This is a genomic window from Actinoplanes sp. NPDC049548 (assembly GCF_040676695.1).
In the GTDB taxonomy this organism is placed as follows: Bacteria; Actinomycetota; Actinomycetes; order Mycobacteriales; family Micromonosporaceae; genus Actinoplanes.
In genome coordinates, this window is sequence record NZ_JBFAPM010000004.1 from 94706 (window position 1) to 117784 (window position 23079).

General features: G+C 73.4%; 24 protein-coding genes. 15 read left to right on the forward strand and 9 right to left on the reverse strand.

Translation table 11 applies throughout. The annotated features are described in order from the left end of the window. Positions 1–32 precede the first annotated feature (32 nt). Entirely contained in the window at positions 33–935 is a 903-nt protein-coding gene (locus tag AB0J80_RS10260) for an NADP-dependent oxidoreductase (protein WP_364702862.1), read from the forward strand. Here AB0J80_RS10260 and AB0J80_RS10265 read toward each other — a convergent pair. Genes AB0J80_RS10265 through AB0J80_RS10290 form a run of 6 tightly spaced genes read right to left on the reverse strand, consistent with a single transcriptional unit; the run spans position 919 to position 6324 of the window. Further along, positions 919–1794, reverse strand: a complete 876-nt coding sequence (locus tag AB0J80_RS10265) for a glycosyltransferase family 2 protein (protein WP_364702865.1) — start codon at positions 1792–1794, stop codon at positions 919–921. The genes AB0J80_RS10260 and AB0J80_RS10265 overlap by 17 nt on opposite strands. A 2-nt stretch (positions 1795–1796) precedes the next feature. Beyond that, positions 1797–2993: an acyl-CoA reductase gene (locus AB0J80_RS10270; RefSeq protein ID WP_364702868.1), complete on the reverse strand. Its 1197-nt coding sequence runs from the start codon at positions 2991–2993 to the stop codon at positions 1797–1799. Beyond that, on the reverse strand, positions 2990–4027 hold the full coding sequence (locus tag AB0J80_RS10275; RefSeq protein WP_364702871.1) for an acyl-protein synthetase: 1038 nt from the start codon (positions 4025–4027) through the stop codon (positions 2990–2992). The genes AB0J80_RS10270 and AB0J80_RS10275 overlap by 4 nt, the downstream gene beginning before the upstream one ends. Beyond that, positions 4024–5355 (reverse strand): AMP-binding protein, encoded by a 1332-nt coding sequence (locus AB0J80_RS10280; RefSeq protein ID WP_364702873.1) that lies wholly within the window; start codon positions 5353–5355, stop codon positions 4024–4026. The genes AB0J80_RS10275 and AB0J80_RS10280 overlap by 4 nt, the downstream gene beginning before the upstream one ends. Continuing rightward, positions 5352–6089, reverse strand: a complete 738-nt coding sequence (locus AB0J80_RS10285; protein ID WP_364702876.1) for an SDR family oxidoreductase — start codon at positions 6087–6089, stop codon at positions 5352–5354. Before AB0J80_RS10285 ends, AB0J80_RS10280 begins: the two co-directional genes overlap by 4 nt. Further along, on the reverse strand, positions 6082–6324 hold the full coding sequence (locus AB0J80_RS10290) for an acyl carrier protein (RefSeq protein ID WP_364703681.1): 243 nt from the start codon (positions 6322–6324) through the stop codon (positions 6082–6084). The genes AB0J80_RS10285 and AB0J80_RS10290 overlap by 8 nt, the downstream gene beginning before the upstream one ends. Before the next feature lie 197 nt (positions 6325–6521). Between AB0J80_RS10290 and pseB the strand changes: the two genes are divergently transcribed. The 6 genes from pseB (at position 6522) to AB0J80_RS10320 (ending at position 12692) form a co-directional block, all read left to right on the forward strand. Then, positions 6522–7496 (forward strand): UDP-N-acetylglucosamine 4,6-dehydratase (inverting), encoded by a 975-nt coding sequence (gene pseB / locus AB0J80_RS10295; RefSeq protein WP_364703684.1) that lies wholly within the window; start codon positions 6522–6524, stop codon positions 7494–7496. Then, complete coding sequence (locus AB0J80_RS10300) at positions 7496–8620, forward strand: DegT/DnrJ/EryC1/StrS family aminotransferase (protein ID WP_364702879.1); 1125 nt, start codon at positions 7496–7498, stop codon at positions 8618–8620. The genes pseB and AB0J80_RS10300 overlap by 1 nt, the downstream gene beginning before the upstream one ends. Positions 8621–8624: 4 nt before the next feature. After that, positions 8625–9434 (forward strand): hypothetical protein, encoded by an 810-nt coding sequence (locus tag AB0J80_RS10305; RefSeq protein ID WP_364702882.1) that lies wholly within the window; start codon positions 8625–8627, stop codon positions 9432–9434. After that, positions 9431–10840: a hypothetical protein gene (locus AB0J80_RS10310; RefSeq protein ID WP_364702885.1), complete on the forward strand. Its 1410-nt coding sequence runs from the start codon at positions 9431–9433 to the stop codon at positions 10838–10840. Before AB0J80_RS10305 ends, AB0J80_RS10310 begins: the two co-directional genes overlap by 4 nt. An 8-nt stretch (positions 10841–10848) precedes the next feature. After that, the gene (locus tag AB0J80_RS10315) at positions 10849–11583 is read left to right on the forward strand and encodes an NTP transferase domain-containing protein (protein ID WP_364702887.1); all 735 of its coding nucleotides are present in this window, start codon (positions 10849–10851) and stop codon (positions 11581–11583) included. A gap of 71 nt (positions 11584–11654) precedes the next feature. Further along, entirely contained in the window at positions 11655–12692 is a 1038-nt protein-coding gene (locus tag AB0J80_RS10320; RefSeq protein ID WP_364702889.1) for a spore coat protein, read from the forward strand. 3 nt (positions 12693–12695) lie between these two features. Here AB0J80_RS10320 and def read toward each other — a convergent pair whose 3' ends face one another. After that, positions 12696–13217 (reverse strand): peptide deformylase, encoded by a 522-nt coding sequence (def, locus tag AB0J80_RS10325; protein ID WP_364702892.1) that lies wholly within the window; start codon positions 13215–13217, stop codon positions 12696–12698. A 69-nt stretch (positions 13218–13286) separates the two neighbouring features. Here def and AB0J80_RS10330 point away from each other — a divergent pair, with 69 nt between their 5' ends. From AB0J80_RS10330 to AB0J80_RS10365, 8 genes are read left to right on the forward strand one after another with little or no spacing between them, the layout of a single operon-like run. After that, positions 13287–13625: a PadR family transcriptional regulator gene (locus AB0J80_RS10330; protein ID WP_364702895.1), complete on the forward strand. Its 339-nt coding sequence runs from the start codon at positions 13287–13289 to the stop codon at positions 13623–13625. Next, positions 13622–14677, forward strand: coding sequence for a hypothetical protein (locus AB0J80_RS10335; protein ID WP_364702898.1), 1056 nt, complete (start codon positions 13622–13624; stop codon positions 14675–14677). The genes AB0J80_RS10330 and AB0J80_RS10335 overlap by 4 nt, the downstream gene beginning before the upstream one ends. After that, positions 14674–15498, forward strand: a complete 825-nt coding sequence (locus tag AB0J80_RS10340) for a hypothetical protein (RefSeq protein ID WP_364702901.1) — start codon at positions 14674–14676, stop codon at positions 15496–15498. Before AB0J80_RS10335 ends, AB0J80_RS10340 begins: the two co-directional genes overlap by 4 nt. Positions 15499–15548: 50 nt before the next feature. Further along, complete coding sequence (locus AB0J80_RS10345; RefSeq protein WP_364702904.1) at positions 15549–16037, forward strand: response regulator; 489 nt, start codon at positions 15549–15551, stop codon at positions 16035–16037. Between the two features lie 22 nt (positions 16038–16059). Beyond that, the gene (locus AB0J80_RS10350) at positions 16060–17484 is read left to right on the forward strand and encodes a DHA2 family efflux MFS transporter permease subunit (protein WP_364702906.1); all 1425 of its coding nucleotides are present in this window, start codon (positions 16060–16062) and stop codon (positions 17482–17484) included. Between the two features lie 31 nt (positions 17485–17515). Beyond that, positions 17516–18205, forward strand: a complete 690-nt coding sequence (locus tag AB0J80_RS10355; protein WP_364702909.1) for a hypothetical protein — start codon at positions 17516–17518, stop codon at positions 18203–18205. Positions 18206–18263: 58 nt separating this feature from the next. Then, entirely contained in the window at positions 18264–18674 is a 411-nt protein-coding gene (locus tag AB0J80_RS10360; RefSeq protein WP_364702911.1) for a DUF4913 domain-containing protein, read from the forward strand. 15 nt (positions 18675–18689) lie between these two features. After that, complete coding sequence (locus tag AB0J80_RS10365) at positions 18690–20105, forward strand: glycoside hydrolase family 19 protein (protein WP_364702914.1); 1416 nt, start codon at positions 18690–18692, stop codon at positions 20103–20105. A gap of 3 nt (positions 20106–20108) precedes the next feature. Here the strand turns inward: AB0J80_RS10365 and AB0J80_RS10370 are convergent, their stop codons facing one another. Beyond that, positions 20109–22322: a hypothetical protein gene (locus AB0J80_RS10370; RefSeq protein ID WP_364702916.1), complete on the reverse strand. Its 2214-nt coding sequence runs from the start codon at positions 22320–22322 to the stop codon at positions 20109–20111. Positions 22323–22360: 38 nt separating this feature from the next. Beyond that, the gene (locus tag AB0J80_RS10375; RefSeq protein ID WP_364702919.1) at positions 22361–23077 is read right to left on the reverse strand and encodes a ricin-type beta-trefoil lectin domain protein; all 717 of its coding nucleotides are present in this window, start codon (positions 23075–23077) and stop codon (positions 22361–22363) included. Positions 23078–23079 lie beyond the last annotated feature (2 nt).

The window sequence follows — 23079 nt, forward strand, 5'->3', positions numbered from 1 at the left end:
TAAGGCGAAGGGACCTCACCGTAGGAGGAGCCATGCGAGCCATCCGCTTCCACGAGTTCGGCGACCCGGGCGTGCTGCGCCTCGACGAGATCGACCGGCCCGTCGCCGGCCCGGGCCAGGTGCTGGTCAAGGTGGCCGCCACCTCGTTCAACCCGGTCGACACCGGGCTGCGGGCCGGCTACCTGCGGCAGGCGATGCCCGTCCCGCTGCCGCACACCCCCGGCGTCGACGTCGCCGGGACCACCGAGGACGGGCGACAGGTCATCGGTTTCCTGCCGATGACCGCGCCCGGCGCCGCCGCCGAGTGGGTCGCCGCACCGGCGGAACTGCTCACCGACGCGCCCCGGACCCTTGCGCTCGCCGATGCGGCCGCCGTGCCGGCCGTGGCGCTCACCGCCTGGCAGGGCCTGTTCGAGCACGCCGGGCTGCAGGCCGGCCAGCGGATCCTCATCAACGGCGCGGGCGGCGGCGTAGGCGGGTACGCCGTCCAGTTCGCCAAGGCCGCCGGGGCGCACGTACTCGCCACCGCAAGCGCGCGAAGTGCCGCGACGGTGCGCGAGCAGGGCGCTGACGAGATCGTCGACTACACCGCCGGACCGGTAGCGGACGCGGTGACCGAGCCCGTCGACGCGGTGTTCAACCTGGTCCGTGCGGACGACGCGACGATGGCCGCCCTGGTCCGGCTCGTCCGCCCGGGTGGCGTCGTCGTGACCGCCACCTCCCCGGCGCCCGAGGACGCCGAGCGCAAGGTCAGAACCATCAGCATGTACGTCCGCAGCGACGCCGCCCAGCTCGCGCAGATCGTCGAGCGCATCGACGCCGGCACGGTCCGGGTCGACGTCAGCGCCCGGTACCCCCTCGCCGACCTGGCCCGGGTGCACGAGGCGAGCGAAGCCGGCGAGCTGCGCGGCAAGGTCGTCATCGAGGTGGCGTGACGTCGCCCAGCTCGTAGCAGATCAGCTGCACGGCGGCGAGCAACAGCACCGCCAGGAACAGCGACGTCCAGCCCGGGATGACCGTGCCGTTCGCCCAGACCACGATGCCGAAGGCCGTCAGCGCCAGGCAGGCCAGGAAGGTGAGCGCGCCCAGCCAGGTTGCGATGCGCAGCGGGGCCGCGGAGAAGTCCGCGGCGCTGTCCCACGCGAGCGCGACCATCTTGCGCAGCGGATATTTGGTCTCGCCTGCGGCGCGCTGCTCCCGTACGTAGGGAACCGAGCCCGACGTGAACCCGAGCGACGGCACGAGCAGCCGGTACACGGGGGTGCGCTCGGGCAGCACCTTCAGCACGTCGACGGCCTCACGGCTGAGCAGGCGGAAGTCGCCGGCCTGGGCCGGTACGTCGCCGCCGATGAGCCGGCGCATCAGGCGGTAGTACGCGCCCGCGGTGTACCGCTTGAACGGGGTGTCGGTGCTGCGGTCGGCGCGGACGCCGTACACCACGTCGAGGTGCCGCTCCCGGGCGAGGGCCAGCATCTCCGCGATGGTCTCGGGCGGGTCCTGCAGGTCGGCGTCGATGCTGACCACCCAGTCGCCGCGGGAGCGGTGCAGGCCCGCGGTGAGCGCCGCCTGGTGGCCGCTGTTGCGGCGCAGCTTGAGCAACCGCAGCTCCGGCCACGCCCTGCCGTGCTGCAGGAGCAGCGCTGCCGTGCGGTCGGCACTCCCGTCGTCGACGGCGACCACCTCGTACGGCACGCCGAGCCCGTCCAGCACCGGTCGCAGCCGGGCGACGAGGGCCGGGACGACCGCTTCTTCGTTGTACATCGGCACGACGACCGACAGGACGATGGTCTCCACGGCTACGTCTCGAGGGTGGTCAGTCGCGTGAGCTCGTACGGCAGGTCGTAGCCGTCCCAGATCGCGCTGAAGGTGAGCGCCGAACCGAACGGCACGATCCGGTCGACCCCGCGGCCGCCGAGCGCGGTGGCGAACGATCGCATTTCGTCGGCCGCGAACCCGAAGTGGCTGAACGTCTGGTCCTGCCGGTTCATCGCCGGCACAAGCTCGGCCAGTCCGGCGATGTGGGCGAACGGGAACGCGCCCGCCCCGATCCACCGCCGTGGCGCCGCGCCGGCCTCCGTGAGCGACAGCGACGTCACCGCGTTGTCGGGGAACGCCAGCGCGGACACTGTTCCGCTCGCCGCGAGCCCGTACGCGTTGACCCGCTTCTCCACGGCCATCGCGGCGTCGACCACCCACCCACGCTGCACCACCACGTCGCCGAGCAGCATGAGGAACTCGTTCTGCACCACGGCGGCGTCGGACGGCGTACCACCGACCAGGAACACCGTTCGCGGCGACGAACACGCGGCCTGGTCGAACCAGTACGCGTCGTTGGAGAACCCCACCACGGCGGCGCGGCGTGCGTTCGCGTCGGCGGCGTGCCAGCCCGGGACCGACAGCGCCGCCCACGACGTGCGGTCCGGGAAGGTGAGGTCCCGGGCCGAGGGTCGCAGCGGGTGGCGGCGGATCGCCTCGACGGCCGAGTCCCCGCCCCAGATCACGCGCAGGTCGCACCATGCGCTCAGCGCCGCGGTCAGCTCGTCGTCGCGGCCGTACGTGACCATGCGCTGTGTACGCCCGATCACCGGGTCGGCGTCGGCGAGGGTCTCGTTCAGCGCCGCCAGCACCGTATCGGCGGCGCCGGCCGAGCGCGTCGAGATGCGCACGACGTTGTGGTTCCCGGCCAGCGCGGACAGTGCCCACGAGTACACGAAGATGGTGTCCACGTTGGCCGGTGGGACGTGGAAGACGTTGCCGCGCGGGAAGACGTACGTGTCGTCGCCGCGCCGCATCCGGTCCACGGCCCGGTTCAGCTCGGCCGGCCGCAGAAAGTAGCCGAGCGAGCCCAGCTCGGGATGGCGCCGGGCGACGGCGGGCGCGAGCAGCCGGCGGGCGAAACGGCTGAGGAAGTCCACCACCCGCGGGTCGCCGACCGAGAGCCGATCCTCGGAGGGAGCGGTCAGCTCACCCGGCTCCCCGAACCTGAACCTCACGCTGCCTCCCGGTACGTGTCGCTGCAGCCCCGGGCCTCCGCACGCGGCAGGCGCCCGAGGACGGAGAAGCGCTTGCCGGGCCAGTCGCCGTCGTCGACGCCGTCGAGCACGCCGAGGTCCTCGGTGAGCAGCACGTGCCCCGGGTACGACGTGGGCAGCGTGCTCACCACCTCGATCAGCCCCGGCTCACCGACCGGCTGCTCCTCCCACGTCCGCGGGTTGCGGATGATGACGTCGGCGAAGTCGGGGCAGTGGAGCGAGCCGCCGGACGGCCCCTCCAGGAAGATCGTGCCGATCTGCTCGACCATGCCGTAGAAGTTGTGCATCCGGGTCAGGCCGGTGTCGTCGCGCAGCCGGCGGCGGAACTCCTGCGGCGACACCGCCTGGTCGACCAGCTTCTTCCAGCCGCCCGAGTGGATCAGGATGCCGTTGCTCAGGTCGAGGCCGTGCTCGCGGGCGACCTCGTAGAGGTGCAGCCACACCAGGTAGGTGAAGCCGAAGATGAGGAACGGCCCGCCGCCGTGCCTGCCGAGGAAGTCCCGCAACGCCGCGATGTCCGGGTGGCCGTCGACGTCGAGCGCCCAGGCGTGGTCGCGGCCGAACGTCGCCATGCCGAGCACCCCGGCGCCGCGGGCGCTGAACGACCGGCGGTCCTTCAGGATGCCGCGCGAGTCCGCGAGGATCATCGGCAGCCGCTGGGGGCCCAGCACCGTCTGCAGGGTCGCGCCCAGCTGCCGGGTCTGCGTCGCCGCCGCGGCCTTGTCCAGGTAGATCCGGCTGACCTCGCCCGTGGTCCCGCTCGACGTCAGGACCTTGAAGACCTCGTCGTCGGGGATGCTCTTCAGCTTCAGGTTCTTGAAGAGGCGTACGGGCAGCCACGGCAGGTCCGCCACGGTGTCCGCGGACGTGAAACCGGACGCGGTGAGGATGCGGTCGTACTCGGGGCAGTGGGCACGGTGGTGCTCGGTCAGCTCGGCGAGCTCCTTGTGCAGCAGGGTCTCCCGGGCCGCACGGTCCAGGGTGAACACCGTCATACCAGGGCCTCCAGCGACCGGTAGTCGATCTTCCCGGTGGGCAGCAGCGGCAGCGCGTCGATGCCGCGGACGTCGAGGCCGGAGAAGTGGGTGTCGAGGAAGCCGGCGAGCTCGCCGCGGACCGAGCGGGCCAGGGTGGCGTCGGCGCCCTCGACGAACACGTGCAGCTTGTCGTCGCCGGCGACCGCCGCCACGGCACCGTGGGCCGCCAGCGTCCGTTCGACGTCGTCGAGGTTCACGCGGACCCCGAAGACCTTGCCGATGCGCTTGAGCCGGCCGGTGAGGAACAGGAACCCCTCGTCGTCGAGGTGACCCAGGTCGCCGGTACGCAGCACGCCGCCCAGGTCGTCGCCGCGGGCCAGGTCGGCGGCGCTCCCGGCGTACCCCATCATGACGTTGGGCCCGGTGAAGACGACCTCGCCGTCGGCGATCGAGAGCGACCCACCGGGGATCGGGAGGCCCGCGGAACCGAGCTTGTCCTCCAGGCGGCCGGGTGGGAGCACGGTCATGCGGGCGGTCGCCTCGGTCTGGCCGTACATGACGAAGAGCCGGCCGTCGACGGCCGCCATCCGTTGCGCGAAGTCCGCGACCAGCTCGGGGCGCAGCCGCCCGCCGGCCTGGGTGAGGGTCCGCAGCGTGGGGTGCGCGGCCGGGTCGAACCGCAGCCGGCGCAGCATCTCGTACTGGTACGGCACCGCGGCGAGCGACGTGAACCCGTGCTCGCCGATCGCGGTCCAGAAGTCCCGCTGGAGGATGCCGGTGCGTTCGAGGACCACCGTGGCGCCGCGCAGCAGATGGCTGTTCAGCACCGACAGGCCGTACGTGTAGAACAGGGGCAGGGTCGTCGGCGCGACGTCGTCGCCGGTGATGCCGAGGCTCTCCCCGATCGCCGCGGCGTTGGCCAGCACCGCGGCCCGGGACAGCCGCACCAGCTTGGGATTGCCGGTCGAGCCGCTCGTGGTGAGCAGCAGCGCCAGCTCGGGATGCGGTTCGGCCGCCGGAGTCCGGCGGATCCAGGTGTCGGCGTGGGCGCGGTAGCCGTCGGGCGGCGACGCGATGATCCCCGTGACCTGGACCGGCCGGAACCGCTCGACCAGCTCGAGCAGCACGGCCCGGTCGAGGTCCGGGTCCAGCAGGGCGACGGGCCGGCGGGCGGCGAGGGCGCCCAGGTAGCGGGCGACCGCATCGATCTCGGTGGGGGTCAGCGCGAAGACGACGCCCGGCGGCAGCTGCTCGAAAGCGCCCGCCGCGGCGTCCACCTGGCCGGTGTGCAGCACCGCACCGGTCGCGGCGTCGAGCACCCGGGCCCGCGGATGGAGCAGGTTCACAGCGTGAGTCCTCCGTCGACCCCGAGCACCTGGCCGGTCACGAACCGGGCCTGCCCGGAGAGCAGGAACGCCACCACGTCGGCGACCTCGTCGGCCTCGCCGAGCCGGCCCAGGGCGGTGTCGGCGACGCGTTTCGCGCGGCCCTCGTCGTCGAGCGTGCCGAGCATGTCGGTGGCGATGAAGCCGGGCGCCACGGCGTTCACCCGGATGCCGCGCGGGCCGAGCTCCTTGGCCGCCGAGCGGGCGAGGGCGCTGACCGCGGCCTTGGAGGCGGCGTAGACCGCCTGGCCGGCCACGCCCTCGGTGCCGGTGATCGAGGAGACCATCACGACGGCCGGGTCGCGGCCCCGGCCGAGGAGCCGGACGGCACCCTGCAACGTGTACGCCGCACCCGCCGCGTTGACGGCGAACAGCCGCTGCACCGTGGCGTCGTCGGTCATGCCGAGCATCCCGGCGGCGTGCGTACCGGCGTTGACCACGAGGGCGTCGAGCCGGCGGAACCGCTCGAAGGCGACCCGCATCAGCGTGCGGCTCGTCTGCGGATCGGCGACGTCCCCGTGGGCGGCGACGACCTCGACGCCGTACTTGTCGGCGAGCTGGGCCGCGGCCTCCTCGATGACGTCGGCGCGGTGGCCGTGCACGACGAGGTCGTGGCCCTGCTCGGCGAGCCGCTGGGCGATCGCCCGGCCGATTCCCCGGGATGCGCCGGTGACGAGCGCAACCCGATCAGGCATCGAAGTCCACCCCGTATTTACCCAGAATTCGCATCGCCTCGTGGAAACTGGACATATTGATCACATCATCGGTGTCGATCATTACCGAGAATTCATCTTCAATGGCCGCCACGAGCGACATGTGCGCGAGCGAGTCCCACTTGTCATTGTCCTGGTAGTGCAGATCATCCACGGGTGCGTCCGGCGGCAGGTCCAGCGAGGTCCGGAACGCTTCACGCAGTCTCTGCAGCTCAATCACGGTCTTACTCCCAGGAAGACGGACGAAGGAAACCACCTTGCATCAGGGGTCGCAACGCGGCGACAACGCCGAGTTGAACTCACCGTGAATTGCGTCTGGCGTTTTCTCCAGCCCCTTTTCCAGCCGGTCGCCGTGGTTATGCTTTCGCCGTTCCTTGCCCGTGCCCACCCCCCGGGAGCAATGAAGACATGAGTGTGTTGAGTGGATCGTCGATCCTGGTCACCGGTGCCACCGGTTCGTTCGGGAAGGCATTCCTGGGCCACGCACTGGCACACCTGGACCCGCAGCGCATCGTGGTGTTCAGCCGCGACGAGCTGAAGCAGTACGAGGTCCGCCAGATGTTCGGCGACGACCCGCGGCTGCGCTTCTTCCTGGGCGACATCCGCGACAAGGACCGCCTCGACCGGGCCATGCACGGCGTCGACCACGTGATCCACGCCGCCGCCCTGAAGCAGGTCGACACCGCGGAGTACAACCCGTCGGAGTTCGTCGCGACGAACATCAACGGTTCGCAGAACGTCATCGACGCCGCCATCAACGCCGGCGTGCAGCGGGTCGTCGCGCTCTCCACGGACAAGGCCTCCAGCCCGATCAACCTGTACGGCGCCACGAAGCTGGTCGCCGACAAGCTGTTCATCGCGGGCAACCACTACGCCGCCACCCACCCCACCCGGTTCTCCGTCGTGCGCTACGGCAACGTGATGGGCAGCCGCGGCTCCGTCGTGCCGCTGTTCCGCCGCCTCAACGCCGAGGGCAAGAGCCTGCCGATCACCGACAAGCGGATGACCCGCTTCTGGATCACCCTCGAGCAGGCGGTGAGGTTCGTCGTCGACTCCTTCGACGTCATGCAGGGCGGCGAGCTGTTCGTGCCGCGCATCCCCAGCATGCGCATCCTCGACCTGGTCGAGGCGGTCGCGCCGGACGCGCCCACGCACGAGACCGGCATCCGCCCCGGCGAGAAGCTGCACGAGGAGATGATCGCCTCCGACGACAGCCGCCGGACGCTGCGCTTCCCGGATCGCTACGTCGTGCAGCCCGTCGTCGCCAGCTGGGGCTACGAGACCCCGAAGGGCGGCGAGCCGGTCGCCGACGGGTTCAACTACCGCTCCGACAACAACGACCTGTGGCTGGAGGTCGACGAGATGCGCGACCTCATCGGGGACAAGTGATGCTGCCGTACGGACGGCAGAACGTCACCGAGGACGACGTCGAGGCGGTCACCGCGGCCCTGCGCAGCGACTGGCTCACCACCGGCCCGCGCGTCGAGCAGTTCGAGAAGGACCTGGCCGAGGTCGCCGGTGCGCCCTGCGCCGCGGTCATCAACGGCACGGCGGCGCTGCACACGGCGTACGCGGCGGCCGGGATCGGGCCGGGCGACGAGGTCGTCACCACGCCGATGACGTTCTACGCGACCGCGGGCACGGCGTCGATGCTCGGCGCCACGGTGGTCTTCGCCGACGTCGAGGAGGACACCGCCAACCTGGACCCGTTCGCGGTCGAGGCGGCGGTCACCCCGAGCACGAGGGCGATCGCCGCGGTGGACTACGCCGGCCACCCCGCCGAGTACGACGCCCTGCGCAAGGTCGCCGACAGTGCCGACGCGGTGCTGATCGCGGACGCGGCGCACGCCATCGGATCGGCGTACCGGGGGCGGCCGGTCGGCACTCTCGCCGACCTGACCACCTTCTCGTTCTTTCCCACCAAGAACCTGACCACCGGCGAGGGCGGGGCGGTCGCCTCCCCGGATCCCGAACTGCTGCGGCGGGCGTGGGTCTTCCGCACGGTCGGGCTGGTGCGGGACCGGGCGCTGATGCGCCACCCCGACGAGGGCGGCTGGCATCAGGAGGTGCACGACTTCGGGCTCAACTACCGGCTGCCCGACGTGCTGTGCGCGATGGGCAGCTCCCAGCTGCGGAGGCTCGCCGCGTTCAAGGCGCGCCGGCAGTGGCTGTGCGCCCGCTACGACGAGCTGCTCGCGGGTGTGCCGGGGATGCGGCTGCCGGTCACGCGCGACCACGTGGACCCGATGCGCCATCTCTATCCCGTACGGGTCCTCGACGGCCGCCGCCGCGAGGTGTTCGACCGCATGCGGGCGGCGGGCGTCGGAGTGCAGGTCAACTACGTGCCGGCGTACTGGCACCCGGTCTACGAGGACCTCGGCTACCGGCGCGGCATGTGCCCGAACGCGGAGGCCTTCTACGCCGAGGAGCTGTCCCTCCCGCTCTACTACGACCTCACCGACGCCGAGCAGGACCGCGTCGTCGAGACCCTCCGCGGCATCCTGGAGCGCTGAGAACGTGCACCACGCGAACCACTTCTACGGCCATGCGCACGTGCTCGCCGCGTACTGCGGGCTCGATCCCGAGGACCCACCCCGGATCAACGGCTATCTGCAGCACGGCTGGAACGTGGTGGACGGGCTCGGGGCCGGTACGCCGTACGTCTCGGGCCGTCCCGTCTTCGTCTGGTCGGAGCAGACCCGGCGGCGGGCGTGGTCGATGGGCCGCCGCTACGCCACCACCGTGGGCGCGCCCTTCCTCTACCTGCTCAGCATGGCCGAGCCGGACGACGGTACGGCCCGCGAGGGCACGATCTGGTACCCGTTCCACGGCTGGGAGGGCCAGCACATCGCGGGGGACCACCAGCGGCTGATCGACGAGATCCTGGAGACCGAGGACGGCCCGGTCACCTTCTGCCTGTACTGGCACGAGTACCGCGACGACCGGATCCGCCGCCGCTACGAGAAGGCCGGCCGGGTGATCTGCCACGGCTACCGGGGCCTGCGCCGGCGTGACACCGACACCCGGTTCCTGCACCACCAGCTGGGCGAGCTGCGCCGGCACCGCCGGGTGGCGTCCAACCGGCTGAGCAGCGCGGTGCTCTACGGCGCCGCGGTCGGCTGCGAGCCCGCCGTCTACGGCGATCCGATGCAGCTGGCCGGCGAGGTACGCGCGATCGCCGAGCGGATCCGCCGCCAGTGGCCCGAGCTGCACGGCAAGTCCCCCGACCCGGTGGCCGCCCGTGAGTCGGCCCGCGCCGAGCTGGGCGCCGACGTCCTCGCCTCCCCCGCCGAGCTGCGGGAGACCCTCGGGTGGGCGGTCCGATGAGACACATCGGTGGTGAGATGGCCGGCTGGTCCGATGCGACACCCACCGGCGGACCGGCGTACGGCCACCTGCTGGAGGCCCTGCGCCCCCTGGTCCAGGCGGGCACCCGGGTGCTGGTGGCCGGGCCGCACGACCCCGGGCTGGTCGCGGGCCTGCCGGGGGAGCTCACCTGCCTCGTCCGCGGCGAGCAGGACGCCGACCTCTGGGAAGACCTTCCCGTCGCCGTCCTGTGTGGATCGCTGGCGAAGCTCACCGACCAGTTCGACGTGATCATCGCCCTGGACGGCGTGGCCCGCCTGTGCACGGTGGAGGGGCCGCAGTACGACTGGACGGAGAGCCTCCAGGCGCTGTGCCGTGCGCTGCGTCCCGGGGGTGCGCTGCTGCTCGCCGTCGAGAACGAGCTCGGCGTGCACAAGCTCGTCGACCGGACCGTCGTGACGTCCGCGCACACGGACGCGGACTGGCGCCCGGTCGGCGAGTACGACGACAAGCCCGGCACGCCCGCCCGCCTGCGCGACCGGCTCACCGCGGAGGGCCTCACCGTGAGCTGGCTGGGCTCGGCGTGGCCGCTGCCGGCGGCACCCAGCTTCATCGCCGACGAGCCGACGCTGCGCCACGGTCCCGCGGGAGCCCTCGCCGCGGCCGCGTCCGGTGCGGCCGGTGCCGCCTACGCACGCCGCCGGGTGCTCAGTGATCCCCGGCGCCTCAGTTCGGCGGCGATCCGTGCCGGCCTCGGCGCGGAACTGGCCCCCGCCTGGGTGGTGCTGGCCTTCCGGGGCATGGCCGGCCCGGTCCGCCTGCCGCCGGTCGTGCTCGGCACGGGTCCGATGCCGCAGCTCCCGCCCGGACAACTGCTCGAGGAACTGCTCATCGGGGCCTGCCTGCGCCACGACCTGCCCGCGATCCGGCGCCTGCTCGCCGCGTGGGTCGCCGAACAGCCGACGGCCACGGCGAACAACGTTCTGGTCGACGGCGACGTCTTCGCTGTCCTGGACGAGACCCGCCCACGCGTCGAACCTGCGATCGCCGTTCGCCGGTTCGCGACGACGCTGCTCGCCGGCGGTTACGAACAGCCCTGGCCCGCGGCCGGCGACACCGACTCGCTCACCGCGGTGCTGCTCGCGGCCGCAGGACTGCACCCCGACCCCGTGCCGGCGGACGACGAGCCGCTGCCCGCCCCGGACTCGCTGCGGGAGCACGAAGAACGCGTACGACGCCTCGAGGAACAACTGGCCGACGCGGCGGCCCGGATCCGGCACGTCGAGTCCGAGCTGGTCGTCCGCGACGGCGAGCTGCGCCGGGCCCGGCTGCAGATCGACATGTTCAGCGGCAAGGTCGGCTACCGCGTCACCCGGCTCGGGGCGCGCGCCGCCCGCAAGGCCGTCCGCATCCTGAAGAACCGATAAGGACCTCTATGCGAACCCTCGGCATCGTCCAGGCCCGGATGGGCTCCACCCGGCTGCCCGGCAAGGTGCTGCGGCGCCTCGGCGGCCGTACCGTGCTGGACCGGGTGGTCCGGGCGGCCCGCGACAGCGGCGTCCTCGACGACCTGGTCGTGGCCACCACCACCGAGGCCCGCGACGACGCGGTGGCCCAGGAGTGCCGGGCGATCGGCGTCGCCGTGCACCGCGGACCGGTCGACGACGTGCTGGCCCGCTTCATCGGCGTGCTCGACGAGCGGGACGACGAGTCGGACGCCGTCCTGCGCTTCACCGCCGACTGCCCGCTGCTCGACCCCGAGCTGGTCATGCTGGCCGCCGGCGTCTTCGCGGCCACCCCGGGCCTCGACTACCTGAGCACGTCGATCGCCCGCACCCTGCCGCGCGGGCTCGACGTGGAGATCGTGCGGACGGAGGTGCTGCGGCAGATCGACAAGCTGGCGACCCACCACCACCGGACGCACGTGACGTCGTACGTCTACTCCCACCCGTACGATTTCAGCGTGCTCGGACTGACCCTCCAACCGGATCTGTCGCACCTGCGGCTCACCCTGGACACCGAGGACGACTGGCGGCTGATCGAGGCGGTCGTGGCGCACTTCGGGGATCGGCCGGTGCCCGTACGCACGCTGGCCGACTGGCTCGCCGACCGCCCCGAGCTGGCCGGCATCAACGCGCACGTCCGCCAGAAGGAGCTCGCGCAGGCGTGACCGACTGCACCGAACATCGCCATGCGCGAGCTGCCGACGGCCGCGACGGTGAGGGCCAGAAGGGCACGCCCATGAGATACAGCGTGACCTCCGTCGGGATCCGGTGTGACGCGGGGCCGCGGACCGGCGTCGGGCATCTCGTCCGCTGCGTGGCCCTGGCCGAGGAGCTGACCTCGCGCGGCGTGGCCGTGCACTTCCTCAGCGACCTCGGCGGCCTGGAGTGGGCGACCCGGCAGCTGACGAGCCGCGGCCTGCCCTGGCATCCCGCGCCCTACGACCCGGTCGGGCTGGTCGCGGCGGCGGACCGGCTCGCGCTCGACGCTGTCGTGGTCGACTCGTACGAGCTTCCGCCCGCGCACGCGGCCGCCCTGCGCGCCTCGGGCCGGACGGTGACGGCGATCGTCGACGGCGACCTGCGGGGCCTGCCCGCCGACGTGTACGTCGACCAGAACCTGGACGCGGAACTGTCCAAACCGGAGCTTCCCGCGGGAGCCGTCCGGCTGGCCGGGCTGGACTACGCCCTGCTCCGGCAGGCCGTCCGGAGGCTGCGTCCGCCGTCCCCGCCCACCCTGCGCCCGGTCACGGCGCCGCGCGTGGTGGCGTTCTTCGGCGGCACGGACGCGTACCGGGCGGCACCGGTCGTGGCCCGGCTGCTGATCCGCACCGGCGTCGCCTGCACGGCCACGATCGTCGCGGCGAACCCGCAGCTGCGCGCGGATCTGCTCGCCCTGCAACCCGGCGCCGGCCAACGGCTGGAGATCATCGACCCCACCGACGACCTGCCGGAACTGCTGGCGGACGCGGACCTCGTCATCAGCGCGAGCGGCACGTCGACCTGGGAACTGCTCTGCCTGGGCCTGCCGGCCGCCCTGGTCTGGGTGGTCGACAACCAGATCATCGGGTACGGCCGCACGACCGCCCGGGGCCTCGCGGCCGGCTTGGGCCACCTGCCCGCCCTCCGACAGTCCAGCCTGGACTCCGCCGCGGCCGTCGACGTGCTCCGCGGACTGCTCACGAACCCGGCGGCCCGGGCGACACTGGCCGCCAAGGCGTGGGCCGCCGTCGACGGCCGGGGCTGCGCGAGGGTCGCCGACGCCCTGCTGCGCTGACGCTCAGTGCGGGGAGATCTTGACCGTGGCCTGCGCCTCCCGGGCCACGGTGAGCAGGCGCTCCTGGCGTTCCGCGTCGAGGCGGTCGATGAACAGCACGCCGTCGAGGTGGTCGGTCTCGTGCTGGATGCACCGGGCCAGCAGCCCCTGCCCCACCACCTGCACCGGGTCGCCGTGGACGGTGGAGCCCTTGGCCACCACGTTGAGCCGGCGCTTGGTGTCGAGGTAGATGCCCGGGATCGAGAGGCAGCCCTCGGGGCCGTCCTGCTCCTCCTCGCCGGGGAAGTCGAGCACCGGGTTCACCAGGTGGTCGACCGTGCCCTCCTCCACCAGCTGGGGTGCGATCACGAACACGCGCCGGCTGACGCCGAGCTGCGGGGCGGCGAGCCCGGCGCCGCGGCGGTCGGCGAGGGTCTCGCGCAGGTCTTCGACGAGTTTGCGCAGCTCCGCGTCGAAGTCGGTCACCGGGTCGGCCTTCTGCCGCAGGACGGGGTCACCGATCAGGCGGATGGGTGTCACGGTCACCCGCGCAATGCTAGTCCGGCCCTCACCCACGCGGTTGACCCATATTCAAGTCATCTTTATATTGCCGGGATGGCGAAAGCGATGCGGGAACCGACCTTCTGGATCCTGACCGCCCTGGCGAGCCGTCCGCTGCACGGCTACGGGGTGCTGCAGGAGGTCTCCCGGCTCTCCGAGGGCCAGATGAGGCTGCAGGCCGGAACGCTGTACGCGGCCCTCGACCGGCTCACCGCCGAAGGCCTCGTGGAACCCGACCACGACGAGCTCGTCGACGGGCGGAACCGGCGCTACTACCGGCTCACCGATCGTGGCGCCACCGCCCTGGACGCGGAGACGGCACGGCTGCGCAGCAACGCTCGGACCGCGGCGCGCCAGCTGTCCGTGCGCCACGGGACGGGGCGGACGGCGTGAGCGGGTACCGGCTCGTGCTGCGGGCGTACCCGAAAGGGCCCCGCAGGGAAGAGCTCTTCGACACGCTCACCGCGAGCGGGCGCACGCGGCCGACGCCGCGGGAGGCGGTGAACCTGCTGCGGCACGGCATGCGCGCCCGGCTCGGCCGGCCGGGCAGCCGGGGCGTCGTGGTGCTGGCCGTTCTCGTCGCGCTCAGCACCGGCTATCTGAGCGCCGCGGTCGCCGCCCGGATCGGCTGGGAACGGGCACCCGGCTTTCCCTCCGGGCCGCGCCTGGCCGCCATCCAGCAGTCCGTGTTCCCGGGCGTGGCGCACTGGGCGGAACGCGACGGCGGCCCGCTGTTCATCGACATCCGGGAACCGACGACCGCCGACGTGCTGGTCAGCGGCCACGACGAGGACTTCAAGTTCTCGACGCTGGTCGTCGGTCCGGAGGGCCGGTTCCTGCCGGGCGACTACCGCGCCTGGACCGAGGGCGCCGCGGCCCGGCTGGCGGCGGACGGCTGGGACGTCGGCGAGACGGAACCGATGGGCGCCACGATCATCGCGACCGGCGAGCTGGACCAGGACGGCACCCTGCTGACCGCCACCCGCGGCGGGCTCGTCATGGAGGTCGAGACCTCGACCGCGGTGGTGGACACGCCGCCGGGCAGTTTCGACGTGACCGCGACGCTGACCCGGACCACCCCGCGCTGGCTGTCCGCGCTGAGCTGGGCCGCCTGGCTGGCGGGCGCGGTGCTGGGGTGGCTCGCCACCGGATGGGTCAGCCGCCGCACCGAGGGTGCCGGCGGCGCCACCCGGTCGCTGACCCGGGAGCCGGTGGTGGTCGCCCTGGTCCTGACCACCCCGCTGACCCTGCTGGGTACGGCGGCACTGGTCGCCGACACGATCGGGCTCGGCGGCGCCGGCTGGCCGTTCTGGTCGATGAGCATGACGTACGGCTGGGGCGTCACCCAGTTCGCCGCGGTGATGTGCCTGCTGTCCGTGCTGGTCGCGGCGTTCGCGGGCCGGTCCGCCCGCACGGCCGCCCAGCGCTGCGAGGCCGCGTCGTGACGGTCACCGCCGGCCCGGCACCGGCCCGCGCAGCAACGGCCGTCCGCGTCGCGGCCGTCCTGCTCGCTCTGGTGGCCGGCGGGCTGGCCGCCCGGGTCGGCGAGCGGGCCGCGGGCACCCTCGCCCCGGCGCCGGACCTGGGCGCGGTCGCGGCGGTCGCCTATCCGGGTACGCCGGTGAGCACCGAGCCCGACTTCTTCCCGGCGGACGACGAGCCGGCGTGGCTGCGCCTCCTCAACGCCCGCGACGACCGCGAACCGACCTCGATGATCTCCCCACAGGGGCCGACGACGGGGGCCGTGGAGCCGTACCGCGCGCAGGCCCGGACCGCCATCGCGGCGGCGGGCTGGACGATCGGGGCGGGCATCCCGGACGGCGGCATGGCCTTCTCCGCGACGAAGGGCGGCGTCCGGTTCGCTCTCCACGCCGACCCGGCCGACGGCGGCGGCATCTCCACGTTCGTCGTCGTGGAGCGGCTTCAGCCCTGGTGGGTGACGATGGTGGCGCTGCTCTGCGGCCTGGCCGGCGCGTGGCTGGGCTGGACGGTGACGGGGTGGGCGGCACGGCGGGCCGCCGAGCGCGGGGACCGCACGCGCGCGTCGGTGCGGGAGTTGACGCTGGTCGCTCTGGTGCTGTTGGTGCCGCTGTGGGTGCGTACCGTCCTGCAGCTGGCCGGGGACGCGTTCGGCACCCGTCCCGTCGAGCTGCCGGTCGGTGACCTGCTGCTCGCCCTGGCCCGGTGGCCCGCAGCCGTGGCGGTTCTCATGCTGACGGCGGCGCTGGTCGTCGCGAGCCGCCGGGGAATCGCGCGGAACGGCTAAGCGGTTCCGGGGGCGGGCCGAACAGACCGGCAGACTTGAAGGAGGTTGCCGTGACCACCGTGCTCATCGTCGACGACGACGCCGACCACCGTGACCTCATCACTCTCGCGCTGCAGCGCTTCGGCCACGACGTCGTCGCGGTCGCCGACGCGGACGCCGCCCGGCGTGCCCTAGCGGCGGGCGGGATCGACGCCGCCCTGCTGGACGTGCGGATGCCCGGGGAGTCCGGCATCGACCTGTGCCGCGGGCTGCGCGCCGCCCGGGCCACCGCCGGGCTGCCGATCATGCTGGTAAGCGCCGACGTCAACGGCGACCGGATCCTCGCGGGGATGGATGCGGGCGCCGACGACTACCTCGCCAAGCCGTACCAGCGGGCCGAGCTCGCCACCCGGGTCGAGACGTTGCTCGCCCGGCGCGAGCGGCCGGCCGGCGGGTCCGCGACCGCCGCACGAGCGGCCCTGCTCGCCGCCCGGGCGGCCCTTCCGCGGCCGGTGGGCGTGCCCGCCGTACCGCAGCCGGGGCTGGCCCGCACCGCCTGATCAGCGGCGTAGGGTCGCGGGCATGGATCTCGCCGGCCCGCCAGGCGTCCGCTACCACACCGCCCGCGGCCGGTGGGTGCTGCTCGCCACCGTGCTCGGCTCCAGCATCGCGTTCATCGACGCCACCGTCGTGAACATCGCCCTGCCGGCGATCGCCGAGGATCTCGGTGCCGGCGCCGCCGGCCTGCAGTGGACCGTGAACGGGTACGCCCTCAGCCTCGCCGCGCTCATCCTGCTCGGCGGCTCCCTCGGCGACCGGTACGGCCGCAGGCGCGTCTTCACCATCGGCATCGCCTGGTTCGCGGCCGCCTCCCTGCTCTGCGGGCTGGCCCCGACGATCGAGCTGCTCGTCGCCGCCCGGGTCCTGCAGGGCATCGGCGGCGCGCTGCTCACCCCGGGCGCCCTCGCCATCCTCGAGGCGTCGTTCGCGCCCGAGGACCGCGCCCGGGCGATCGGCGCCTGGTCCGGGCTCGGCGGCATCGGCGGCGCGCTGGGGCCGTTCCTCGGCGGCTGGCTGGTCGACGTCGCCGACTGGCGCCTCATCTTCCTCATCAACGTGCCCGTCGCGGTGCTGGTGCTCGTCGTCTCGGCCCGGCACGTGCCCGAGTCCCGCAACCCGGACGCCGTCCCCGGGCTCGACGCGGCCGGGGTGGTGCTGGGCGCCGCGGGGCTGGGCGGGCTCACGTACGGCTTCACCGCCTGGCCGGCGGACGGTCCGGGCAGCACCCCGGTCCTGGCCGGTCTCGCGGTCGGCGTGCTCGGCATGGCCGGGTTCCTGCTGCGCGAGCGTCGCGCCCGGCATCCCATGCTGCCGCTGCACCTCTTCCGCTCCCGGGCCTTCACCGGCGCCAACCTGGTCACCTTCCTGGTGTACGCGGCCAACGGCGGCGTCTTCTTCCTCGTCGTCCTCAACCTCCAGGTCGTGGCGGGCTACAGCCCGCTCGCCGGCGGCGTCGCGCTGCTCCCGATCACCGTGCTGATGCTGCTGCTGTCGGCCCGCGCCGGCGCGCTCGGCCAGCGGATCGGACCCCGGATCCCGATGACCGTGGGCCCGCTGATCTGCGCCGCGGCGCTGGTGTGGATGTCCCGGATCGGTCCTGGAGCCGCGTACCTCACGGACGTGCTCCCGCCGGTGGTCGTCTTCGGCCTCGGCCTGTCGCTGCTGGTGGCGCCCCTGACCGCGACGGCGCTCGGCGCCCTCGACGACGCGCACGCGGGCATCGCCAGCGGGGTCAACAACGCGGTGGCGCGGGCGGCCGGGCTGCTGGCCGTCGCGGTGCTGCCGCTGGCGGCGGGGATCGGCGCCGGTGACCTGACCGACGCGGCCGATCTGGCGCCCACGTACCGTTCGGCCATGCTCATCGGAGCCGGCCTGATGGTCGCCGGCGCGGCCCTCGCGGTGGTCTTCGTGCCGCAGCGGATCCGGGAGACCAGCGGCTCGCGGTGAACCGGACCCGGCGCCCGTCCGTCATTGCGGTATGCCACCCGGCCCGAGAACGCCCGACGAGAGCTGGACGCGGTACGCCACCGCCGACCTCGACAGGCTGCGCAGGCCCGGCCCCGACCGGCCGGGCAGCATCCGCACCGCCCAGGCCGAGCGGTACGTCGCCGGCCTCGCCGCGCCCGGCGACGCCCCCGGGCCGAAGTGGCGCGACTACCTGCGCCGCTTCGTGGAGATCGTGAACCTCGCCCGCGGACGAGTCGCACCGGTGGCGGCCCAGCCCGCGAGCGACGCCCCGGCCGAACCCTCCTGGGCGGACCGGGCCAAGGAGTTCGCGCCGCACCTGCTGCCGCTCGCCCGGCAGCTCGACGAGCTCAACGCCGCGCTGACCCCGAACCGCGGGAACGACTCCTTCCGGCGGCTGTTCAGCAACGGCAAGCTCGAACTGACCAAGCTCTTCCACGAGGAAGCCACCCGGGCCCTGCAGAAAGCGGTCGACAGGGGCGAACAACAGATCGCCCAACAGGCCTTCGACCGGAGGGTACAGGCCGGCCCCGCCCCGCAGCCCCAGCCGCCGTCGCCCACGCTTCCGAGCCTCATCGCCCAGGCCGCGCACGGGAACGTCGAGCAGCAACGCGCCGTGCCCCGGACCGCCGCCCCATCGGCCCGGCCGGCCCTCCAGCGGTCCACGTCGGCACCCGCATCGGCCAGACGGGCCCGAAAATGAACCGGGGCAGGCGACCGCCCGTCGTTCGGGCGACCGTCCACCGTAGGGAGCAGCCCCGATGACCCAGGTCGCGAACGACCCCGCCACCCAGACGCCCGAGGAAGAGCCCCAGCCCTCGTTCATCCTCTACCAGGACGGGGCGCGCTACGGCGAGACGCTGGACCGGCTCGCCTTCTGGGTGCACAACCTCCTGATCCCCGTGTACGCCCGGGAGATCTCCTCCGGCGCACCGTGGTGCTCGCAGTGGTGGCGGCACCCGGAGGCCGTGGCCCAGTTGCACGGCCTCTCCATGGCGTGGCAGGAGCTGACCGGCGCGTCCAGCAACCTCACCGGCCCGGCCGTGTGGCACCGCGACTTCCTCGGACCGGTGATGACCTCGCTGCGGGACCCGTCCGGCCCCTTCGCGGGCTGCAAGCCGGGGTCCCATCGCGACAAGCCGGCACCCCCGGTGGAACCCCTCACCTTCTGAGCCGGCGGCCGGCCGATGTCCGCCATCAACCGGTTGCGTCAGGCCCAGCAGGCCAAGAACGCGACCACGTCGCTCGGCGCCACCCAGATCGCGTGGCTCCTGGTGTCCTCGCTCGGGCTGATCCCGCTCGCCGTCCTGGTGCTCATCTGCTTCGTCGGCATCGTCATGCTCCTGGGCGGCCCGAGCGGCTCGGCGCAGCCGTCACCGAGCGCGGGCGCGAACGCGAGCAAGTTCCCCGACGGCTCCGGCGACGTCGGCAGCTATCTGCTCGGCGGAGCCGGGAACGGCACGTTCGCCACCGACCAGGTGCCGCGCCCGGAGCTCGTGCAGACCCTCAAGGACGCCGGCAAGGAGTGCGACCTCATCACGCCGGTGGTGCTGGCCGCCCAGATCCAGGTCGAGTCGGCGTTCGATCCCGCCCTCGTCGGCCCGAACGGCGAGGAGGGCATCTCCCAGCTCCCGCCGGACGTCTTCAAGGAGTACGGCAAGGACGAGGACGGCAACGGCAAGGTGTCGGCGTTAGACGCCGAGGACTCGATCTTCGCCCAGGCCCGGTACCTCTGCGACCTTGGCAAGGACGTCAAGCGCCTGCTGGACTCCGGCAAGGTCCATGGCGACCTGCTCACCCTGACCCTGTCCGCCTGGGACAGCGGCCTGCACGCCGTCGAGGACGTCGGGGGCATGCCGATCCTCGACCCGGACAGCTATGCGGCGCGCGTACGGTCGCAGTTCCAGGAGTTCACCAGCGGCATACCGACCAGCGAGCCGCCGTCGGCGTCGCCGTCCACGAGCGCGTCGGGCGGGACACCGGACGCCGCCGGGGTCAGCGAAGCCCAGTTCAACCAGATGTTCCCGGGGCGCAACAGCCTCTACACGTACGCCGGGCTGACCGCGGCCATGAAGAAGTACCCGGCGTTCGGCGGCACCGGGGACGAGACGGCGCGCAAGCGGGAGATCGCCGCGTTCCTCGCCAACGTCGACCACGAGTCCGGCGGCCTCAAGTACGCCGAGGAGATCGACACCACCGTCTGGGGCACCTACTGCGACACCGGCAAGCCGTACGGATGTCCCGCCGGCCAGACCGCCTACCACGGCCGTGGGCCGCTGCAGCTGAGCTGGAACTACAACTACAAGGCGGCCGGGGACGCCCTGGGCGTCGACCTTCTCGACGATCCGGACAAGGTGAAGAACGACGCGACCGTGGCCTGGCAGACCGCGCTCTGGTACTGGATGACGCAGTCCGGCCCGGGTGCCGGCACGGCGCATGCCGGCATCACCGGCGGAGGCGGCTTCGGGGCGACGATCCGCAGCATCAACGGCACGGTGGAGTGCAACGGCGCCCGGCCGGACCTGGTGCAGAGCCGGGTCGATGCGTACCAGAAGTTCACCAAGGTGCTCGGCGTGGAGCCGGGCGGCAACCTGAGCTGCTGATCGTCAGATCAGGCCGGGGAGGCGGTCGAAGCGGGCCGCCGCCCCGGCTCCGGTCCGGGTGCGGGCCGGCGCCAGCGCCCACCGGCGCAGGTCGCCGGCCAGCGCGGTCACCGCCTCGGCATCGTGCGGCTGCGGGGTCGCATCGATACCGCCGTCCTCGTTCAGCTCCTCCGGGCGCAGTTCCCGCAGCAGGATGCTGCCGCGCCGCCGGCCCCGGGGCGGCTCCAGCTCCAGGATCTTGAACCGGGTGCCGGGCCGGAACACCACCCGGTCCGTCACCCGCGCGTCGTCGTCCGGCTCCAGGGCTTCGGTACGCACGGCGGTGAGCGACCAGATCAGGACGTTCGTGTCCCCCCGCTGCCCCGCACACGCCTCGGTGAGGGCGTGGACGAAACCCCAGTCGGCGGTCAGCAGGGCGTCGCGGTACAGCTCCCATTCGACCGGGCCGGGGGTACGGGCGTACGTGACGGCACCGAGGTGCTGGGGCAGCCGCGCGAGAGCGGCCGTGACGAGCTCGGCGAGCCGCTGGTGGTCGCCGTCCTCGCCGCTGCACAGCAGCGGGTCGAGTGCCGCACCGCCGCGGCCCAGATACCACCGCAGGGCGGCGGCCTCCAGGTCGCCGTCGAGGACCGCGCAGAGGGCGTCGACGTCGGCGGCCGGGTCGAGGACGGCGAGGGTGCGGCGCAGCCATTCCCGTTCCCCATCGACCGGTGACTCCTCCGCCGCGACCGGCTTCTCCGGCGCGACCGAAGGCAGGACCTGGACGGGCTCAACGACCCGCGGCACTTCTCGGGCGACCTCGACCGGCTCGAACACGCGCGTCACTTCTCGTGCGACCTCGACCGGCTCGATCACGCGCGGCGCCTCTCGGGCGACCTCGACCGGCTCGATCACGCGCGGGTTGAGCGGCAGCGGTGTCGGCTCGTTCCACTGCTCGGGCAGGGGCACGGGCGGGGGCGGCGGCGCGGTGAACGTCTCGTCCCGCCCGGCGTCGACGAGCTCCGACGCCGGCCGGGCCCGGCTGGTCACCCGGGCGTCGTTCAGCCGGCCCGCCAGCTTCCGGGCGACCGGCAGCAGCCCGTCCTCGAAGAGCACCGCACAGTGGTCCGGCTCGGCGGCCAGGCCCCGGACCCGGTCGGCGTGGGCCGGGGTCTGCGGCGCGCGTACCCACAGTCCCGCCTCGATGATTTCCACGAACACGTCGGCGGCGGCCCGGTACGTCAGCGGCGCCACCTCCTCACCGAGGTCCATCGGCACCCGGTGGCCGAGCACCACCGGCCGCCGCGGCAGCGAGACGGGCAGGATGCGCGGGGCGAAGCCGAGCTCCCGGGTGAACGTGGGCCAGCCCGGCTCGCCGTCCGCCCGCACCGGGTAGGTGGCGTCCGCGTACGGGGAGGTCAGCGGCAGCCCGGAGAAGCACACCACCGGCGCGCCCAGCACGTCGGCGAGCGCCTGTCCGACGCGGTCGCCGTCCGGTGTGGCGACCTCGCCGTACGCCGCGAACCGCAGGCGGGCCCGCTGGTCGGCGGTGAGGTCGTCCCAGAACCGGCGGACGTCGTCCAGCGGCAGCGGCGGCGTACCCGGGCAGCCGAGCACGACCGTCAGCGCTTCGGGGTCGCACGGCGACGAGGTCTCCAGCAGCGCCCGGTGCCGTTCGACGGGCCGGGGGTCGCGGGTGTCGTGGATCCAGAGGCCCCCGGTCAGCGGCTCGGCCCGGGTCGTGGGGCTGAGGGTACGGGTCTCGGCGGCCGCCGCGTCCCACACCGGGGCGGGATAGCGCTTCGCGAACCACACCGGCGGCTTGCCGGGGCGGAACCGCAGCCAGCCGCTGTCCGGCGACGCGTGCGCGAGGACCGTACCGGAGGCGCCCACGGTGAGCTCGCCGTCGGGGGCGTACACGACGCAGCGCAGCAGCTGGGCCAGCCACTGCGCGGTCAGCCCGGCCGTGCCGGGGCCGCTGCGGCAGGTGACGAGCCGCACCCCGCGGCGCCGCCGGCGGGGCCAGGTCTGCACCAGCGACTGCCAGACGGCGAACGGTACGCCGTCCGGCAGGTCGAGCACGACGATGTCGTTCTCGGGGTCGGCGGCGATCCGCAGGGCCAGGTCCCGGGCCTCGGCGCTGACCGGCTCGTCCGGGTGCAGCACGAGGGCGTTGCCGATCCGGTCCTGCCGCAGCGCGGTGCCGGGAACGACGTGCGGGTCGAGGGTGCTGGTCATGGGGGCCTTTCCGATCCGAGCGTCAGGGTGCCGCAGGGCTACGACGCGAGGTACCACCAGTGCCGCGTGGCGGCCCTGTCGCAGTCGCGCAGAACGATCCCGGCGGCTGCGACGACCCGCCCGTCCGCGACGTCGACACAGGTCAGCGGGGGTGGCGAGCCACGCCAGACCAGCCGTCCGGAGTCGAGGGAGAACCGCTGCCCGGGACCGCTGTCGCAGGCGGCCAGCCGCGGGCCCGCGCTCGTGGTGGCCGCCAGGCAGGAGGCGCCGATCCGCAGGGTGCCGTCGGCGGCGGGCGTCCACCGCTGCGCCGGCGTGCCGTCGCAGGCCGCCACCGTCAGCGTCGACCCGTCGGCCACCGAGCGGGCCGCCAGGCACAGGGCCGCGTCCTCGGACACGATGCGCGGTCCGTACGCGACGTCGCCGGCCGGTTGCCCGGACAGTGCGACCGCGAACCGTTCCGCGGGCGGCTTCCCGGTCAGGGCGAGTGTCGCGACCGAGCCGACGGCGACCAGCGCGATCGCGCAGGCGGCGACGATGAGCACCCGGCCGGCCCGGCCGGAGCGGACGTGCCGGCCGGACCGGGGTGCGAGCTCCTGGCTGGCCCACTGGTGGGCGAGCGTCGGCGTGGGTCGCGCCGGAGCGGGCCACCAGCGCGCCGCCCGTCCGCGGCGCACCCCCCGGACCGCCGCGGTCAGACCGCCGGCCAGGATGAGCGTGGCGGCGGCGAGCACCGCCCACATCGGACCCGTCATGA

Coding starts and splice junctions, on each gene's coding strand:
- AB0J80_RS10315 (WP_364702887.1), top strand. CDS start 10,849: ATGCGAACCCTCGGCATCGTCCAGGCCCGGATGGGCTCCACCCGGCTG.
- AB0J80_RS10320 (WP_364702889.1), top strand. CDS start 11,655: ATGAGATACAGCGTGACCTCCGTCGGGATCCGGTGTGACGCGGGGCCG.
- AB0J80_RS10260 (WP_364702862.1), top strand. CDS start 33: ATGCGAGCCATCCGCTTCCACGAGTTCGGCGACCCGGGCGTGCTGCGC.
- AB0J80_RS10375 (WP_364702919.1), bottom strand. CDS start 23,077: ATGACGGGTCCGATGTGGGCGGTGCTCGCCGCCGCCACGCTCATCCTG.
- AB0J80_RS10300 (WP_364702879.1), top strand. CDS start 7,496: ATGCTGCCGTACGGACGGCAGAACGTCACCGAGGACGACGTCGAGGCG.
- AB0J80_RS10275 (WP_364702871.1), bottom strand. CDS start 4,027: ATGACGGTGTTCACCCTGGACCGTGCGGCCCGGGAGACCCTGCTGCAC.
- AB0J80_RS10355 (WP_364702909.1), top strand. CDS start 17,516: ATGCCACCCGGCCCGAGAACGCCCGACGAGAGCTGGACGCGGTACGCC.
- AB0J80_RS10360 (WP_364702911.1), top strand. CDS start 18,264: ATGACCCAGGTCGCGAACGACCCCGCCACCCAGACGCCCGAGGAAGAG.
- AB0J80_RS10285 (WP_364702876.1), bottom strand. CDS start 6,089: ATGCCTGATCGGGTTGCGCTCGTCACCGGCGCATCCCGGGGAATCGGC.
- AB0J80_RS10330 (WP_364702895.1), top strand. CDS start 13,287: ATGGCGAAAGCGATGCGGGAACCGACCTTCTGGATCCTGACCGCCCTG.
- AB0J80_RS10310 (WP_364702885.1), top strand. CDS start 9,431: ATGAGACACATCGGTGGTGAGATGGCCGGCTGGTCCGATGCGACACCC.
- AB0J80_RS10365 (WP_364702914.1), top strand. CDS start 18,690: ATGTCCGCCATCAACCGGTTGCGTCAGGCCCAGCAGGCCAAGAACGCG.
- AB0J80_RS10350 (WP_364702906.1), top strand. CDS start 16,060: ATGGATCTCGCCGGCCCGCCAGGCGTCCGCTACCACACCGCCCGCGGC.
- AB0J80_RS10370 (WP_364702916.1), bottom strand. CDS start 22,322: ATGACCAGCACCCTCGACCCGCACGTCGTTCCCGGCACCGCGCTGCGG.